Consider the following 16,682-nt stretch of genomic DNA (forward strand, 5'->3'; position numbering starts at 1 on the left):
GCAGCGCCGCAAGAGCCTTACTTGCGCCTCGCGGTCAACGCGGTTTCAATCCAGCCCGCCGTGCCGCCGCTTACCGCATGTCCAGCGTCACGCTTTGCAGGTCGCCGGAGAAAGGCGCCGGGAAGGGATAGTCGGCAACCGGCGAACCGTAATCGGCGCCCACATCCAGGCCTTCGGTCAGCGAAATGAAGTTTGGCAAGGTCCGCTCGATCGTCCCTTTGCCGACCGGCTTGCCATCGGCGTAGAAGCTGACGACACCTCCGGCGCCCTGTTCGCTGGCCTTGCCCGAATAGGCAAAGCGCATTTCCAGCGACTTGGCATTGTCCGGAATGGCGTGGCTTCCCGTGACCCGATAGCGGTGGATGCCCATCAGGTTGTAGTCGAATACCGGGACGCCATCGCGCAAGTAGAACGCCCAGCCGCCCGACACACCGCCCTGGGTCACGATCATGCCCTTGTCGGAAGCGTTGAAGGTTCCTTTCGCCGTGGCTGTCCAGGTGCGGTTACGCACGTCGGGGCCGATGAGTTCGGGGTAATTGATCGTGCCGGGATAGAGGACGTAGTGGTTGCGATCCTTCGGCTTGGGATTCATACGAGTGCCCACGCGCCAATCGATCGGCAGGACATTGTTGCGTCCCGCCTGCGCCCACCACAGGTCCTTCATCTGCTGCAGCTTGCCGGGCATCACGTCGGCCAGATCATCGGCCTGCGTGAAGTCCTTGTCGAGATTGTAGAGTTCCCACTTCACGGCGAATGGATCGAGGTTGGCGCGATAGGGAATCCACGGGTCGGAGATTTTCGCCGATGCGAACCACCCGTTCGCGAAGATCCCGCGATTGGCCATCATCTCGAAATACTGAATCTTGCGCACTTCCGGGGTCTTGCCATCGAGGACCACCGGAAGGGCATCCACGCCATCGAGCGGCTTTTGCGGTACCCCGTCTACGCTTTCGGGCATTTTCATTCCGGCGGCATCGAGAATCGTCGGCGCAATGTCGATAACGTGGAGGAACTGCGAACGCACGGCGCCGGGATCCTTGATGTGCGAGGGCCACGAGACGATCATTGGATTGCGGATGGCGCCGAGGTGGGAAACAACCTGCTTGTAATAGCGAAACGGCGCATCGACCGCCCACGCCCAGCCATAGCTCATGTGATTGTCGTAATCGGGCCCGCCGAGCTTGGGCAAATTCTCCGTGGTGACCGCTGCTTCCGCTGCCAGGAAGTTGCCCGGCGCCAGTTCGTTGATCGTCCCGTCGAGCCCCCCTTCGGCGCTCGCCCCGTTATCACCCAGGATGTAGATGACGAGCGTGTCGCGCGAACCGGATTGCTCCTGGGCCGCCTTGATGACCCGGCCGACTTCGTAGTCGGTATGTGCCGAAAAGCCCGCGAAAACTTCCATCTCGCGCGCATAGATCCGCTTCTTCTCGGCGCTCAGCGTATCCCAGGCGGGAATGGCATCGGGCCGCGGGGTCAGCTTTGCCGTTTGCGGGATCACGCCGAGCTGCTTCTGGCGGGCGAAGGCTTTCTCGCGATAGGCATCCCAGCCATCGTCGAACTTGCCCTTGAACTTGGCGATCCACTCCGGCGGCGCATGATGCGGCGCATGGGTCGCGCCGGTCGCCAGATAGAGCAGATAGGGTTTGCCGGGTGCCGTGGACTGCACCTTGTGCATCCATGCAATAGCCTTGTCCGCCAGGTCCGTGTTCAGGATATAGTCGGGGTCCGTGGACGGCGGCACGGGGGTCGTGTCGTTGTAGAGGACCGGCGACCATTGATCCGCGCCCCAGCCGTTGAAGCCGTAGAAGTGATCGAAGCCCATTCCCGTGGGCCAGTGATTGAACGGCCCGGCGGGCCCGGCCTCGCTTACCGGGGTATTGTGGTTCTTGCCAAACCACGCAGTAGCGTATCCCGATTCCTGCAGCACCTTGGCGAATGTCGCCGTTGAAGACGGGATCACGCCGGTATAACCGTCATAGCCGGTGGCCATTTCACCGTTGATGCCGAAACCGGCATTGTGGTGATTTCTGCCGGTCAACAGCGCGGCACGCGTGGGCGAGCAAATGCCTGTCGTGTGGAACCGGGTGAAGCGCAGGCCCTCCTTTGCCAGCGCGTCCATCGCGGGGCTCGGCACAGCGCCGCCAAACGTCCCGAATTGGCCGTAGCCCACGTCGTCGAGCATGATCAGCACGATGTTGGGCGCATCACTGGACGGGTGCGGGGCAACGGGAGGATGGGAAGGACCACTGTCCTTGAAAGTCAAGCCGACATCGGTCTGTGCCGGCGCGGCGCCACTCAAGATCGCACCGATGGCAACGAAGGCCGTGGCGCAGACCATCCGCCTTTTCCTGAAACTCGCCATATCCAACTTCCCCTGTGGCCATCCGTCCAGACGGCATCTTTTGGTTTTGCCGACAGCGGCCCGACCTAGAAACCGGACAAGCGCCACGGGATCACGGACAAGGCGTCGCCCCTGCGAATGCACAGGCGCTCACCCCCTGCTTTTCAGCCCGCAATTATTGACCGATCGAAGCGCAGGGCAACCGCAAGCACCGCGCCCAAGGCGCTTATCGTTTATGCGATAGGATGCGCTGCGGCTTGCTCCGGGGCGATGCCTTCATATTCGTCAGTTGGCAGACCCGAACGGAAACGGCCTTGACCGAGCCGGTTCCCGACCGGCATTTCAGGGAGAAACGGGATGAAAGCCGCCATATTCAAGAAGGTAGGACACCCCCTTTCGATCGAAGACGTCGCCATGCCCGAACCCGCCAGCGGCGAATTGCTACTCAAGGTGGAGGCCTGCGGCGTCTGCGCCTCGGACACCCATGCCGCAGCCGTGCCGGGATACCTGCAGGACGGCACTATCCTCGGCCACGAATTCGTCGGCGAAGTCGTGGCGATCGGCCCCGGTGTCTCGGGCTGGCAGATCGGGCAGCGCGCCACGGCCATGCCCCACGCCAGTTGCGGTCAATGCGAAGCCTGCGCGAAAGGGGAATTCCAGCGCTGCAGAAACCTGCGCTACCTGGGGTTCACGCTCGATACCGCCGGTGCCTATGCCCAGTTCGTGCGCGTCCGGGCCGATTGCAGCGTGCCGGTGGGCAAGACGGTATCCACGCGCGATGCCGCCATGATCGAACCTCTCGCGGTGGGATACGATACCGCCCGCCGCGCGCGCATCACGCCGGAGGACAGCGTCCTTATCGCCGGGGCCGGCCCGATCGGCCTCACCATCGCGTTGTGGGCCCGCCATCTGGGCGCGGCGGACGTGGTGGTTAGCGATCTGGTGGACGCCCGCCTCGACGTGGCCAGGCAGGTCGGCGCCTCGGCGGTGATCAACCCCCAGCGCGAGGAACGCGTGAGCGCGGCCTTCGAACGCGCGACGGGCAAGGCAGCGCCCGACGTCATCATCGAGGCAGTCGGCGCGCCCGGGATGATCCAGCATTGCATCGACATTGCCGGCTACGGCACGCGCATCGCCGTTGTCGGTGTCTGCATGCATCCCGACACGTTCAAACCGGCCACGGCCATCCGCAAGGCCGTCGAATTGATATTCTGCATGGGTTACGACCGGGCGGACTGGATCGACATCATTTCGCTGCTCGAGCGCAAGGTCATCGATCCCTCCCCGATCGTCACCGCGCAAATCGGCTTCGACGAATTCCCCGATCGGTTCGAGGCTCTGAAGTTGCCGGGGAGCGACTTGAAGGTCCTGCTTACCCCGGACATGCCGGCGGGCACGTAACGCCCGGTCACGTGCCCGCCCGCGTGGATCAGGCGCCGGCGGCCTGCTGCGATCCGCCGGCAGCCCAGTCGCCACCCTTCTCGAAATGGCGCAGATATTCGTAGAGGCCCTTGGGTTCGGGCTTCTTGGCCGGATCGTACCAAGGCAGGAAATTCGCCAGAAGCGGCGCGACAAATGCCCGGCGGTTGAACTTGTTGAAGGCCTTCGTGTCCTTGCGAAGCTGCTCCTTCTCGGCGGGAGACATGCGCTCCATTTCCACCTCGCGCATGTACTTGACCGCCTTGCTGGAGAACCCGCGCAAGTGCCACATCGCGAAGATCAGGCCGCCCAACCGGTAGAAATAGCCGTTGAAGATGCGGTTCCAGAACCCTTGGCAATAGATCGCCTTGAAGAACTGGTAGCAGACCTCGCGGTGCTCGAATTCCTCGGCCATGTGCCACTTCCACAGACGGATCGCGGCATTGTCGAGGCCACCGACCATCTCCTCGCTCTTTTCGAACCACAGGCTGCCCGCGACCGCGCCCAGCGATTCAAAGCCATCGGCATAGGCAAGACACCATTTGAGGGATTTGGTCTTCCTGAACCGTTCAAGGTCAGCGGCCAGGCCCGCTTCAAGTTCCGCGAGCTTCGGGAACCCGGCATCGACCATGAGCTTGTTGAATGTGCGATGCTGGCGGAAATGCTGCGATTCCTGCGCAATGAACTTTTCAGCGTCCGCTTTCAACCATGCATATTTCTGCGGCAATTTCGGCATGGCTTCGCGCAGCAGCTTTATGAGCCATGGTTCGACAGGAGACGGAATGATTGCCGTCGCATTCCTGTCCTGGCTGAAAGCCATGTTGTGTGACCAGTAGAATTTGAAGTCCGAGAAATCGAATTTCGGGTAGCGAACGATCATGCCCATGGACAATGCCTCCTCCAGTACGACCTTTGCGATCATCATAATCCAGAGGCTCCTGCAGCAGGAAGGAGTTTTCCTTTAAACCCTAAAGCAAGTTTAAAAATCAATATTTTGCGAAGTGTCTTCTCATTTCCACGCTCAAATTCCCGAGCAGCGACTCAAGCGCATTGCGGTCCTCTACCGGAAGCTTTCGCAAGGAACGGGCAAACTTGCCCTTTGCTGCGACCATGGCCAAAATCCGGTGCGCCAGTTCCGCTCCGTCCGGTGTCAGCCGCAAGACCACGATCCGCCTGTCCTTTGCATCCTCTTCCCGCATCAGCAGTCCACGCTGCTGCAGTTTTGCAACCTTGAGCGACACGGCTGCCGGGGACACCAAGAGAATGCGCGCCACGTCCGAAGGCCGCAGGTTTCTACCCTCCTCGATCAGGACGACCGCAATCACAAAGAGGTCGGATGGCGTAAGATCGTAGCGCTTAAGCAAATCTTCGAGATCGGCCATTATCATATGCGACAGCGCGACAATGTACCACATGACACCGGCATGCATGGTGTCAATGCCCCGCTCATCGGCTTTGAAGACGTCACGGTAGTGCCGGATGGCATCGATTGCCGTGTTGCGCGAACCTGAGGTCATGAAAGGTTTGGTATCCTCTGCAGAACCCCATGGGCAACTGTCGATTGCAGACACGCGGCCAACTTTCCGCACCGGGTTCGAGCTGCATGGTTTAATCCACTGAGCGAGCAGCGGCCATCCCGACGACGGGCGTGGAGAATCCGGCAGACGACCGCGACGTTTGCCCCCTGCTGGCAGGCAGGAGGGCAAACGATCAACGCATGATCAGAAATTAAAGCGGAGCGACGAGGAAATGGTGCGACCGTAGAGAGTACGAGCGCTCACCACTCCCGTTGCAGGGATCGAGCCTTCCAGCACGTCCGTTATCGCCAGGACGTCGAAGAGGTTGCTGGCATTCATGGACCATACGATGTTTTCGGCCAGTCGATACTGCACGAAGGCCCCCACGGTCGTGTATGCAGGCAGACGAAGCTTGTTCACGTCCTGCGCGTAACTGCCGGTAGTTCCCACGACGCTCGCGCCGACCACGAACTTGCCGGAATCATACTGCGGCACCAGCTGATAAATGAACTTTGCCTGATGTCGCGGCGTATTGCCGACGAAGTCGGGATGGTTCTTGTCGGCGGTAATCTCCGCATGCGTGAGGGTCGCCCCGGCATTGACGCTGAAGCCCCCCCGCCGCCAGCTGCCTTCGAGCTCCGCGCCATAGGCCCGGTAGGAACGCGAAACGAGCTCAAAGTAGGTTCCCGATGCATCATTGACCAGCTGGGTATTCGTCTCGTCTACATTGGCGAGAAAACCCGTCAGGTTCAGCGATACACTCCCGGTGCGGTACTTGAAGCCACCTTCCAGCTGACGAACCGGGTTATAGGCTGCGCTCTTTTCAGCCAGGCTGCCATCGGCGGCATTGATGGCCGGTGAGAACAGGATGCGTTCGGCACTGGCCCTGGCACCGCGACTGTAGCGGGCGAACAGGGAGAAGGTCTCGGCGACGCGGAAATTCGCGCTCAAAGAATAGGAGAGGTAATCGTACTTGTAATCGACAGGATCCCCGCTCGATGTCGGAAAATGGCGCACCACTGTCTCGGCGTAGGATGACGGCACGCCGTCGCCATTGATGTCTACGAAGTACGCGTCGCTGGAGCCATCAGCCGATGTGGTGCCGCGCACTTTTCCCATGTCATAGCGAATGCTGCCGCCGACCGCGAGGCGGCCCTTGTGGAAGTTGAACGAGCCATAGGGCGCATTCACGCTATATTCGACATCATAGGAACGCTGGTATCCTGGCGTGAGGGAGCCATATGCAAGAATCCCGCCTTGGGTAACCGGGAAACCGTTCGCCGCAGTAATGTCTACGAGCCGCGAATCGCCGCCGCCAACGACGTCCTGAACAACCGATGTCAGCAGCCAGTCATACTTCAGCGCTTGCCAGGAATGATACCAGCCACCGGTTAGCGTCAGCCGTCCGCCGCCGATCTCCCAGACCTTGCTGCCGCGGAAGTCGTTTATCGCGTTGGAAAAGTCATTGAGAACAAGGTCGCTGGGAACAGTCAATGCAAGCAAGCCATTACCGTTGAGCGCGCTCGGGTTGGCGATCACCTCGCCCGCATTCTCGCCTTGTGCATAGCTGACGGTCGCGCCCGGTCCGCCAAAGGTTGCAGCAAGTGCAGAAGCCGGCAGGTAGAGAATTTGGGAAGCGCCGTTGATGTCGCCGGCGGTGTCGGAATAGCGGAATTTATCCGTAAAGGTCCAGCCGTCCACGCCGAACTTGGTCTCGAACCCCAGGGAATTCGACTTGACTCGGTTGCCGTCGTGGATGTTGAAGCGCTTGAGGTTATTGTTGGAATCGAAAGAAACGAACGATGACAGGTACTGCGAGTAGGAACTGTCATTCTTGACGTTCATATTCGCAACACTCTTGAAGCTCGGATTTTCATTCGTACCATTAACGACAAGTGGACTGGGGTAATACTGCGGAAATCTGTCATTGAGCATCTTGGCGTAAATGCGCAGATGTCCGCCAGCCGCGAACTCTTTGGTCATGTTGAACTTGACCTGCCCGCCACGATAGGAATTGTATCCGGTGCTCCGTGGCCCTTCCCCCGAACGGAAGTATCCGCCCACGTGAAAACGCAGCGTGTCGCTGATGCGCGCACCGTAATCTACGTCCAGCCGGTACATTTCGTAATCAAGGCCGCTGCTCAACTGGACCGAGCCGCCTTCGACTTCTCCCGTCTTTTCAATCAGATTGATAATGCCGCCTGGGGCGTTCGATGCAAATGTGGAAGCGGAACCGCCACGGATGGCCTGAACGCCCGCCAGGTTCAGGTCGACGCGCATGAGATTGTCCGGGCCGAAAGATTGAACATCGCCGAATTCAAGAACGGGAAGCCCATTTTCCTGCAGCTGAATATACTTGGCGCCGTCAGAAACGAGCGGCAGTCCACGAACCGTGTAGGCATTGTTGCCATCGCCGGCGTAGGCTTCCGAGCGGATGCCCGGAATGAGACGGAACAGTTCAGCAAGCGAACGGGGCGCTACCTTGTTGATCTCGGTTTCGACTACGGTGCTGGTGGAGACCGCTGTGTCGAGGGCATCGCGCGCGCGGGCCACACCGGTATTGAAAGCCGGTCGACGTGCGGGCTTCACGGATTCATCCGCTGATGCCACCTCTTCGGCTGCCCCCGTCTGTGCGCCATCAGCGCTCGCGGCAAAAGCCGGATGACCATAAGCAAGTGCAGCTGCAGTACAAAACAAGTAAGAAAACTTCATTCGCGACCCTTTCCCTCATTTAAAAGATCGCGCTGTCCGTATGAGCCGACAGGTAAAAATAGACTTTATAATGGTATAACAAGTACTGCTGATAGGTGGTAGCCCCTATCATCTTGAGCGCCAGCCACATCCCATCGGCGCGACGCAGCGCGCTTCGAAAACGGCGTCCCACAACCCTTGCTGCCAGCCGGGCTCAAAATCTCCAGCCCGGCGGCATCACTCTCCATTTTCCATCGGGCGCAGCACAGCAACGGGGCGCGAACAAGACGTCCGCGCCCCGAGAATTTGTCCAGGTCTCACTTCATCGCGGCCGAGGTCACCCGGCGACAGGCTTGCCCTCCCAGTCCTGACCTGCTGCCACGCGATCCTCGAGCAGCTTGGCCGGCTTCCAGCGATCACCGTAACGCTTGTAATTGGCGTTGATGATCTCGAGGACCTTGTCGAGACCTTTCTGCTGCGCCCAGAACATCGGACCGCCACGATATTTCGGGAAGCCATAGCCGAAGGCGTAGGTCACATCGATGTCGCTGGTACGCTGGGCATAGCCCTCTTCGACGATCTTTGCGCCCTCGTTCACCATAGAGGCAAGGATCGTGTCCACTATTTCCTCGTCGCTCAGTTCGCGGCGGGTAATCCCCTTTTTGGCCGATATCTCTTCCAACATAGCCACGATCTCGGGATCGGGCGTGGCGTCGCGACCTTCGTACTTGTAGTATCCCGACCCCGTTTTCTGGCCGAAGCGGCCAGCCTCGCACAAGCGATCCGCGAGCGGCGTATATTCCGGGCTGTCGGGATCCAGGGTCCCGGCCTCGATGCGGCCCTGTCGCATGCGCCAAGCGACATCGAGACCCGCCATATCGCGCATCAAGAACACGCCCATGGGAAAGCCGAAGTCCTTGAGCGCCTGGTCGATCTGCCAGGGTGTCGCCCCCGCTTCGAGCAGAATGTCCGCTTCGCCGCCATAGACGCGCAAAATGCGGTTGCCGATAAAGCCTTCGCAGTTACCCGCTAGAACCGGCACCTTGCCGATCTGCTTGGCGAAGGCCATCGCTGTGGCAATCGTCTCGTCCGATGCAAGATCGCCGCGAACGACTTCGCACAGCTTCATGACATTGGCTGGCGAGAAGAAGTGGGTGCCGATCACGTCACCGGGACGCTTCGTCGCCGACGCGATCTCGTCAATGCTGAGAGCGGACGTATTCGATGCGAGGACCGCGCCAGGCTTCATCACGTCGTCGAGCTTGCCGAAGATTTCCTTCTTGATCGCCATGTTCTCGAACACGGCCTCGATCACGATGTCGCAATCGGCAAGGTCGGCATATTCGAGCGTCGGGGTCAGCAGCGCAAGCGCCTTGTCCACCTGCTCCTGAGAACGCGAACCACGCTTGATCGAGATATCATAGTTGCCCTTGACTTTGGCAAGGCCGGCATCGAGCGCCTCCTGCTTCGCTTCAAGGATGGTAACAGGAAGACCGGCATTGATGCAGCTCATGGCGATGCCGCCGCCCATGGTACCCGCGCCGATAACGCCGACTTTCGATATCTTCTTGAGCTTGACGTCCGGCGACAGCCCCTCGACCTTGGCCGCGGTTCGCTCCGCGAAGAACAGGTGTATCTGCGCAGCCCGGCTCGGCGCCTCAAGGCATTCCTGAAAGGCATCCTGCTCGAACTTGAGCCCATCGCGCGGGCCGAGCTTGCATGCAGCTTCCACGCAGTCGACAATCTTGAACGGCGCCACCATCCCCTTCCACTTGCGGGCATTCTTTTTGCGCACGTCTTCGAAGATCGCAAAATCGACCTTCTCGACCTTGTCTGTAAGCTCCACAAGCTTGGGGTAGGGACCGCCCTCCGCGGCCTTCTTCTTCGCAAAGGCGACGGCGGCTTCAGTCACGTCGCCATCGGTGACCTCGTCAATCAGGCCTAGTTCCTTGCCCTTCGAGGCGGAAATATGCTTGCCGGAGAGGATCAGATCGAGCGCGACCTCCGGGCCGGCGATGCGGGTGGTGCGCTGCGTCCCGCCGCCCCCCGGAAGCAGGCCGAGGTTGACTTCGGGAAGGCCGATCTTGGCGCGGCTGGCCGCGACCCGGAACGGCCCGGCAAGCGCAAGCTCGAGTCCGCCGCCGAGGGCATGACCGTCGACGGCTGAAACAATCGGCTTCTCGCTAGCCTCCATCATCAACTGGAGTTCGAGCAGGCCCGGCCCCTGCTTGGGCTTGCCAAATTCACGAATGTCGGCGCCAGCCACGAAGCGATCGTTCGCGCCGACCAATACGATGGCCTTCACGGCAGGATCCTCGGCCGCCTGCTCAAGCCGCATTGCAAGGCCACGTCGCATTGGCTCGCCAAGCGCGTTCACGGGCGGGAAATCGATGGTCAGGACGGCGACTTCGTCGCGAACGTCATAGCTGACAGCGGTCTCGGGCGTAACGGACATGGGTTCCGAAATCCTTCTGCGTTTGGAAAATTACTGCGCCCTGCTGTGGCAAAGTGCTTTCACGGTGTCATCGATTTGCGGCGACCCGAAGGGATCAATCGCAATTGCGATTGTCGGCCGGGTGTGCCGCGTTTTCCCTGTCGCGCCAGGAACGATTGATTCCGGTCAATTTAGCTGTGCAGCAGATACCACACAATTAGACCCATTCAGAACGCAATGAAACTTGTCCGATGGCGCATCGCACCACCCTTGCCCCGACCAACAATTCCTCCGCCGTCCGTAGGCGTGTCCCCGGCCTGCAGTGTCGGCATGGGGACGCATCGTGAAGGTCCCCGCCGCCCAGCATGGTCCCTGCCCTGGCCGGAACGCGGCGACCCAGCACCTGATCGACCCCGAGCTTTGCTCGGCGTGCCAATCGTGCCTCGCGGTCTGTCCCGAGCAGGCAATCGTCGCTCAGGATCGGCGCGTCGCCATCGACCCCCAACTCTGCCGCTTCTGCCGGACCTGCGTCGAGGAGTGCCCTTCGGGCGCGATCGACGTCTGGCACCCGGTCACGAACGGCGAGATTTATGACCTTGATCAACAGTTCGATTGGGAGCGCCTGCCCTGACCGAGCACACACGAAGTGGAGATGAGAATGACTAGTGGCAATGAAACGAAGGGCGCGCAGGTCCGCGACGATTTCGTCCCGAAGGACGCGTACATTTCTCGCGAGTTCCTCGAACAGGAAAAGCGCAATATGTGGTCGCGCGTCTGGCAGGTCGCCTGCCGCGAGGAAGAGCTGAAAGCGGTTGGCGACTACGTCACCTACGACATTCACGATGAAAGCTTCATCGTCGTGCGCACGGCCGAAGACAAGATCGAGGCCTTCCACAATGTGTGCATGCACCGCGGCCGCCGCTTGACGGCTGGATGCGGTCACGCGCGCAAGTTCCACTGCAACTACCATGGCTGGCGCTGGAACCTCGACGGCAGCGTCAACCGCATCCTCGACCGCACCGACTGGCAGGGCTGCCCCAACGTTTCGGACGACGATTTCAAGCTGCGCGACGTCAAGGTCGGCACCTGGGGCGGGTTCGTCTATATCAACCCCGATCCCGATGCCGAGCCGCTCGCGGACTATCTCGCCCCGATGCCGGACTTCATCGACCCCTTCGAGTTCGAGAAGATGCGCTACCGCTGGTACGTGACCGTCAAGCTGCCGTGCAACTGGAAGGTCGCGCTCGAAGCCTTCAACGAAGGCTACCATGTCGCGGCCACGCACCCGCAGCTTCTCGACAACATGGGCGATGATGTCACGCGCAGCTACACTTACGGAAAGCACGGCATGTTCGGTTACCCGACTGCCTCTCGACCTTGGGGGGCCCCAAGCCCGCGCACCGGCAAACCCATGCCCGAAGATCTGCGGCCGGGCATCATCCGCTTCTTCGACGTGATGAACACGACGCTGCGGGCGATCTATACCGAGCGCGACACGGAAGCCGCGCGTCGCCTGATGTCCGAAACCCAGCCTTCCGACGATATCGGCACGCTGATCGGCCCGATGATCGAATTTCAGAAGCAGGCCGCAGAGGCCTCCGGCGCCGGATGGCCGGAGGTCAGCCTGGAGCAAGTCGGGCAGGCCGGAGTCAACTGGCATGTTTTCCCGAACCAGGTGTTCCTGATGTATTTCGATGGCGCCCTTTGCTACCGGGCCCGTCCGCACGGCGATGATCCTGACAGCTGCCTCTACGACATCTGGTCACTCGTACGCTATGCTCCGGGAGCAGAGCCGCCACTGGAGCGGCAGGAATTCCTTGGTGACGAAGACTGGAAGGGCTTCTCGGCCGTCAGCATCATCCTGCAGCAAGACTTCGACAACATGGAGCAGGTGCAAAAGGGGATGAAGAGTACCGCCTTCGAAGGGTCCCGCACCAGTCCGCTTCAGGAAAGTTCAGTCTCGAACCTCCATCGCTGGGTACGCCATTACGCACTAGGCGACGATCTCGGGGCTACCCGACGCGAAGGATCGGATGCGGGTTCGAGCGACACGCGCATGGTCGAACAGGCCTGATCCGCCAGATCCGGTTTTCCAGCTGAGAAAGGGCCTCTTCCGGCTCTTGCGGGGGGAGGCCCTGTCGTACAGGTAAATGGTATGTTCTGACCTGGTTCGCGCCATCCGGTTCGCGGGCCCTACGATCATTGTTGCGATACTTGGCGCGGCCCGTTTGGCAGCCCGGGGGTTGGCCCATAGGGTCTGCGCCATATCCATTCTATTGCCCACGCGCGCAGCGAGGGCCCGCAACTGGAGAGTTCAATGAAGGATTATCGAGGCAAGTGGCTCTACGAGCCGGAAACCGTTCTGTTCGAGGTTGATGGACCGGTTGCCTACATCACGCTCAACCGCCCCGAGGCGCGCAACGCGCTCAACGGCCAGATGCTGTCCGAGATGCACGACGCCATGCTCGAGGCGGACGACCGCACCGACATCAACGTGATGGTCCTGCAGGGCGCGGGCAAGGATTTCTGCGCGGGCTACGACCTCAAGCTGTCCTATCAGGGCCGCGGCGAAAAGACCGAGATGGGCGACTACAAGTACCGTGAGGCCACCAAGCGGTACGACGACGATTGCTGGTCGATGGAAAAGACCCAGCGCTGGGCGCTGGTCATGCCCTCGCTGCACAAGCCGGTGATCGCCAAGGTGCACGGCAATTGCCTCGCCGGCGGCAACGATCTCGCGCTCGCCTGCGATCTCGTGATTGCGGCAGACGATGCGAAGTTCGGCTTTCCCGCGACCCGCGCGAACGGCTCCCCGCCAGCGCACATGTGGACCTATCATGTCGGTCCGCAGTGGGCGAAGCGCATGCTGTTCACCGGCGACAAGATCCGCGGCCGCGACGCCGTGAAGATCGGACTGGTGCTGGAATCCTGGCCGGTCGAGGAACTCGATGCCCGCGTGAAGGAAATGGCCGACAAGGTTGGTGCCGTGGACAGCGAACTGCTCTCCGCCCACAAGCGTATCGTCAACCTGGCGCTCGAACAGATGGGCGCGGAGCAGATCCAGCGAATGGCGGCGGAAATCGATGCCCGCGCGCACCTTTCGACCGGGCCGCGTCGCATGCAGTTCAAGGCGGACATGGCCGAGCACGGCATGAAGGTCGCGCTTAAGAACCGCGATGCGCCGTTCGGCGACGGATACGTCCACTTCCGCGAGGATTAATTTGCAGCTTCCTCGCTCCAAAACACACTGCAGATCATAACGAGAGGGCAGCGCGGATCAGATCCGCGCTGCCCTCTTCATTTGTCCCCAGAACCAGTCGCGGCCGGGGGAGGAATGGCTTCGGCGTCAGGCGCCGATGTTGCTCGTTTCCAGAACCCGGCGCTTGGCTTCTTCGGCTTCCGCGACAAGGCGCGGGATGAGTTCCGCGATCGTCGGCACGTCGTGAACCATGCCCACCGACTGACCTACGGCGGTAAAACCGATAGAAGTGTCGTTGCTCGTCATGGTATGCGTGTGCGCCTTGAGCATTTCCGCCATGCGCATCATCGACTGGATTTCCTTTGGCCCCTTCCTGAAGGTGTCAAACGACAGCTTGATCCAGGGAATGTCGAGCTCCTTGGATATCTTGAAGCTCTCGCGCAGCACCGAGAAGTAGTTGAGCGTCTTGGCGTTCATCATCTTGCGGGCGCCCGGCACATCCATCTGCCGGTTCATCCAGCCGTCGAACTTCTCGGAATAGAGCGTGTCGGTCGAGGCAAGTTCCAGTGCCTTTTCCTTCCACGCCGGCATCATCGGGCCTTCCGCGGTAGTCCAGAAGCGCGTGCCCATCGAGGCACCGCTGGCGCCCAGCGCGATAACCGCGATCAGCGCCTGGCCGGTCGACACGCCGCCCGCCGCGATGATCGGGATGTCAAGCGCCTCGCGCAGTTCCGGGATCAGTGCCATCGTCGAGGACGGGCCTGAGTGTCCAGCGGCCTCGGTACCCGCCGCAATTACAGCGTCGCAGCCATGCTTCTGCGCGCTCAGGGCCAGTTTCTTGGTGGTGATGGAAGCCATCACCTTGCCGCCGTACTTGTGGGCCCAGTCACAGATCCAGCGCCCGCTGCCCATCGAGTAGTTGATGACCGGCACCTTCTCCTCAAGCAGGATCTTGGCGTTATCCATCGCGTTGGGCAGCGCCAGCGGGACATTAGCGCCGAAGGGCTTGTCCGTAAGCGAACGGACTTCGCGGATCCATTCGCGCACCTGCTCGGGCGGCGCCGTGCCCGCACCGAGCACGCCGAGACCGCCGGCGTTGGAAACCGCGGCCACCATGTTCGGCAGGGCGACGCGGCCCATACCCGCGTTGAGAATGGGATACTTGACGCCGAAGAGTTCGGTTATCGCGGTACGCATTGGTTCGCTCCTCAGCTGAATTCCGGCTCTTCCCACCATGGGAAGTAGTCAGGCATCTCCGAAACCTTGCCGGGGAACTCGGGCAGGCGCTTCTCGAGCAGCGAGGCGACACCTTCCTTTGCATCAGGCGACGCGCCGCGATTGGTGATGCCACGACTTTCCCAGCGGTGCCCCTCCATCGGGTGATCCCAGCCAAGGCTGCGCCACGCCATTTGCCGCATCAGCGCGATGGAGACGGGCGCGGTGTTGTCGGCGATCTCGCGCGCGATCTCGCGGGCGCGAGGCAGCAGGTTCTCCTGCGTGGTGATCTCGCGGATCAGACCATAGTCCTTGAGTTCCTCGGCCTGCAGCAGGCGTCCGGTCAGAGCCAGGTCGAGCGCCTTGGCGATACCCACCACGCGCGGCAGGAACCAGCTCGAACAGCATTCGAACACGATGCCGCGACGCGCGTAGACGAAACCCAGGCGCGCCTTCTCGCTGCCGATGCGGATGTCCATCGGCAGCGTCATCGAGGCGCCCACACCGACGCCGGTACCGTTGATGGCGCCGATGATGGGCTTGAGCGAATTGAACATGCGCAGCGCCAGCTTACCGCCGCCATCGCGCGCGACCTCGGACGAATAGTTGAAGCTGCCGTCAGGGTTGCGCGCGCCGCCGCCTTCGCGCCCTTCGACCTTCTTGTCCTTGTTGAAGATGTCGGCACCGCTTGAGAGGTCCGCGCCGCCGCAGAAACCCTTGCCGGCACCCGTCACGATGAGAACGCGCACGGCGTCATCCTGATCCGAAAGGTCCAGAGCCGCCTCGATTTCCTGCTGCATGAGCGGGCTCATGGCGTTGAACTTGTCGGGCCGGTTCAGCGTAAGCGTCGCAATGCCATCCTCGACGTCATACAGGATCGTTTCAAAAGCCATGGCCACCCCCCTTACTTGCCGCTGAACTTGGGTTCGCGCTTTTCGAGGAAGGCCGCGCGCTTTTCCTTCGCGTCCTCAGTCGACTGGGCCATGAACACGCCGCGAGTCTCGAACTCCATCGCCTGTTCCAGGCTGCCCGCGTTCATGTTGTGCCAGAGCGACTGCTTGGTTACCCAGATGCCCATCGGCACGTTGACCGCGATGTCCTTGGCCAGGGCAACGCATTCGTCCTGCAGCTGGTCATCAGGCACGGTCTTGAGCACGAGGCCGATCTCGGCGGCTTCCTCGGCCGAGACGCGGCGTGCAGTGTAGAGAATCTCGGCGGCCTTCTGTGCACCAACGGCGCGCGGCAGCATGTAGCTCATGCCCAGTTCGGCGCCGGTCGCAGCATTGTGAATTGCGTTGATGAACTTGGCCGATTGCCCGGCGATCGCCATGTCGGCGGCCAGCGGGAAAGCGTAGCCCATGCCCGCGACGGTACCGTTCACGCCACAGATCACCGGCTGCGGCAGGTTGCGCAGCAGCTTGGGAATCGAGGCAATCACTTCCATCGAGTACTTGGTGTTGTAGGCCTTGCCCACGCCCGACTTCACCCAGCTCGGCGGCTCCTTGTCACGCAGGTCGTGCCCAGTACAGAAGCCACGCCCGTTGCCAGTCAGGATGACCACGCGGCAATCGGGATCGTACTTGATGTCCTCGAGGATCGCGATGAACTCCAGGTACATCGCGTTCGTGAACGCGTTCATGGCCTCGGGGCGATTGAGCGTCAGCCGCTTCACCCCTTCGACCGGCTCATCGATAAGAATATTGTCTGCCATGCTTAAGCCCCGTCCAAGGTAGTTGATAGGTGTCCTTCCCCTATCGCCAGAGCCTGTCAGACAAAGCAATTGCCCAAGGGCATCGTATCGCATTTACGATGGCCGAGGCGCCCACCGCGCGGCTTCATCGGCAGATCGAGCAAGGCCATCGCGTT

The 16,682-nt window shown here is 61.1% G+C and carries 13 protein-coding genes; 5 read left to right on the plus strand and 8 right to left on the minus strand.

The window, feature by feature from the left end; all coding sequences use genetic code 11:
- Positions 1-70: 70 nt before the first annotated feature.
- Positions 71-2,338 carry an arylsulfatase gene (locus LK12_RS21755; RefSeq protein WP_052223684.1) on the minus strand — a complete coding sequence of 756 codons (2,268 nt, stop codon included), beginning with the start codon at positions 2,336-2,338 and terminating at the stop codon, positions 71-73.
- A gap of 360 nt (positions 2,339-2,698) precedes the next feature.
- Here LK12_RS21755 and LK12_RS21760 point away from each other — a divergent pair, with 360 nt between their 5' ends.
- Complete coding sequence (locus LK12_RS21760) at positions 2,699-3,742, plus strand: zinc-dependent alcohol dehydrogenase (protein ID WP_039289785.1); 1,044 nt, start codon at positions 2,699-2,701, stop codon at positions 3,740-3,742.
- 28 nt (positions 3,743-3,770) lie between these two features.
- Here LK12_RS21760 and LK12_RS21765 read toward each other — a convergent pair whose 3' ends face one another.
- The 4 genes from LK12_RS21765 to LK12_RS21780 form a co-directional block, all read right to left on the minus strand.
- Positions 3,771-4,685, minus strand: a complete 915-nt coding sequence (locus tag LK12_RS21765) for a metal-dependent hydrolase (protein ID WP_052223685.1) — start codon at positions 4,683-4,685, stop codon at positions 3,771-3,773.
- Positions 4,686-4,746: 61 nt separating this feature from the next.
- Entirely contained in the window at positions 4,747-5,277 is a 531-nt protein-coding gene (locus LK12_RS24020; RefSeq protein ID WP_052223686.1) for a MarR family winged helix-turn-helix transcriptional regulator, read from the minus strand.
- A 204-nt stretch (positions 5,278-5,481) separates the two neighbouring features.
- Positions 5,482-7,989, minus strand: coding sequence for a TonB-dependent receptor domain-containing protein (locus tag LK12_RS21775; RefSeq protein WP_039289787.1), 2,508 nt, complete (start codon positions 7,987-7,989; stop codon positions 5,482-5,484).
- 316 nt (positions 7,990-8,305) lie between these two features.
- Positions 8,306-10,423, minus strand: coding sequence for a 3-hydroxyacyl-CoA dehydrogenase NAD-binding domain-containing protein (locus tag LK12_RS21780; protein WP_039289790.1), 2,118 nt, complete (start codon positions 10,421-10,423; stop codon positions 8,306-8,308).
- Here LK12_RS21780 and LK12_RS25230 point away from each other — a divergent pair.
- The 4 genes from LK12_RS25230 (at position 10,422) to LK12_RS21795 (ending at position 13,622) form a co-directional block, all read left to right on the plus strand.
- The gene (locus tag LK12_RS25230) at positions 10,422-10,643 is read left to right on the plus strand and encodes a hypothetical protein (protein ID WP_231568446.1); all 222 of its coding nucleotides are present in this window, start codon (positions 10,422-10,424) and stop codon (positions 10,641-10,643) included. The two genes, LK12_RS21780 and LK12_RS25230, sit on opposite strands and share 2 nt — an antisense overlap.
- 81 nt (positions 10,644-10,724) lie before the next feature.
- The gene (locus LK12_RS21785) at positions 10,725-11,033 is read left to right on the plus strand and encodes a 4Fe-4S binding protein (RefSeq protein WP_082010682.1); all 309 of its coding nucleotides are present in this window, start codon (positions 10,725-10,727) and stop codon (positions 11,031-11,033) included.
- Positions 11,034-11,060: 27 nt separating this feature from the next.
- The gene (locus tag LK12_RS21790) at positions 11,061-12,476 is read left to right on the plus strand and encodes an aromatic ring-hydroxylating oxygenase subunit alpha (RefSeq protein ID WP_082010683.1); all 1,416 of its coding nucleotides are present in this window, start codon (positions 11,061-11,063) and stop codon (positions 12,474-12,476) included.
- Positions 12,477-12,719: 243 nt separating this feature from the next.
- On the plus strand, positions 12,720-13,622 hold the full coding sequence (locus LK12_RS21795) for a crotonase/enoyl-CoA hydratase family protein (RefSeq protein ID WP_039289795.1): 903 nt from the start codon (positions 12,720-12,722) through the stop codon (positions 13,620-13,622).
- A gap of 126 nt (positions 13,623-13,748) precedes the next feature.
- Here the strand turns inward: LK12_RS21795 and LK12_RS21800 are convergent, their stop codons facing one another.
- From LK12_RS21800 to LK12_RS21810, 3 genes are read right to left on the minus strand one after another with little or no spacing between them, the layout of a single operon-like run.
- Positions 13,749-14,798 carry an NAD(P)H-dependent flavin oxidoreductase gene (locus tag LK12_RS21800; protein ID WP_039289798.1) on the minus strand — a complete coding sequence of 350 codons (1,050 nt, stop codon included), beginning with the start codon at positions 14,796-14,798 and terminating at the stop codon, positions 13,749-13,751.
- 11 nt (positions 14,799-14,809) lie between these two features.
- Entirely contained in the window at positions 14,810-15,709 is a 900-nt protein-coding gene (locus LK12_RS21805; protein ID WP_039289801.1) for a crotonase/enoyl-CoA hydratase family protein, read from the minus strand.
- 11 nt (positions 15,710-15,720) lie between these two features.
- Positions 15,721-16,527: an enoyl-CoA hydratase-related protein gene (locus LK12_RS21810; RefSeq protein ID WP_039289803.1), complete on the minus strand. Its 807-nt coding sequence runs from the start codon at positions 16,525-16,527 to the stop codon at positions 15,721-15,723.
- Between the last annotated feature and the right edge of the window lie 155 nt (positions 16,528-16,682).

The organism is Novosphingobium malaysiense, assembly GCF_000802225.1.
Lineage (GTDB): Bacteria > Pseudomonadota > Alphaproteobacteria > Sphingomonadales > Sphingomonadaceae > Novosphingobium > Novosphingobium malaysiense.

Excerpts from the sequence above, each read along its gene's own strand:
- LK12_RS21755 (WP_052223684.1), bottom strand. The coding sequence starts at position 2,338 with ATGGTCTGCGCCACGGCCTTCGTTGCCATCGGTGCGATCTTGAGTGGC.
- LK12_RS21760 (WP_039289785.1), top strand. The coding sequence starts at position 2,699 with ATGAAAGCCGCCATATTCAAGAAGGTAGGACACCCCCTTTCGATCGAA.
- LK12_RS21765 (WP_052223685.1), bottom strand. The coding sequence starts at position 4,685 with ATGATGATCGCAAAGGTCGTACTGGAGGAGGCATTGTCCATGGGCATG.
- LK12_RS24020 (WP_052223686.1), bottom strand. The coding sequence starts at position 5,277 with ATGACCTCAGGTTCGCGCAACACGGCAATCGATGCCATCCGGCACTAC.
- LK12_RS21775 (WP_039289787.1), bottom strand. The coding sequence starts at position 7,989 with ATGAAGTTTTCTTACTTGTTTTGTACTGCAGCTGCACTTGCTTATGGT.
- LK12_RS25230 (WP_231568446.1), top strand. The coding sequence starts at position 10,422 with ATGGGTTCCGAAATCCTTCTGCGTTTGGAAAATTACTGCGCCCTGCTG.
- LK12_RS21780 (WP_039289790.1), bottom strand. The coding sequence starts at position 10,423 with ATGTCCGTTACGCCCGAGACCGCTGTCAGCTATGACGTTCGCGACGAA.
- LK12_RS21790 (WP_082010683.1), top strand. The coding sequence starts at position 11,061 with ATGACTAGTGGCAATGAAACGAAGGGCGCGCAGGTCCGCGACGATTTC.
- LK12_RS21795 (WP_039289795.1), top strand. The coding sequence starts at position 12,720 with ATGAAGGATTATCGAGGCAAGTGGCTCTACGAGCCGGAAACCGTTCTG.
- LK12_RS21800 (WP_039289798.1), bottom strand. The coding sequence starts at position 14,798 with ATGCGTACCGCGATAACCGAACTCTTCGGCGTCAAGTATCCCATTCTC.
- LK12_RS21805 (WP_039289801.1), bottom strand. The coding sequence starts at position 15,709 with ATGGCTTTTGAAACGATCCTGTATGACGTCGAGGATGGCATTGCGACG.
- LK12_RS21810 (WP_039289803.1), bottom strand. The coding sequence starts at position 16,527 with ATGGCAGACAATATTCTTATCGATGAGCCGGTCGAAGGGGTGAAGCGG.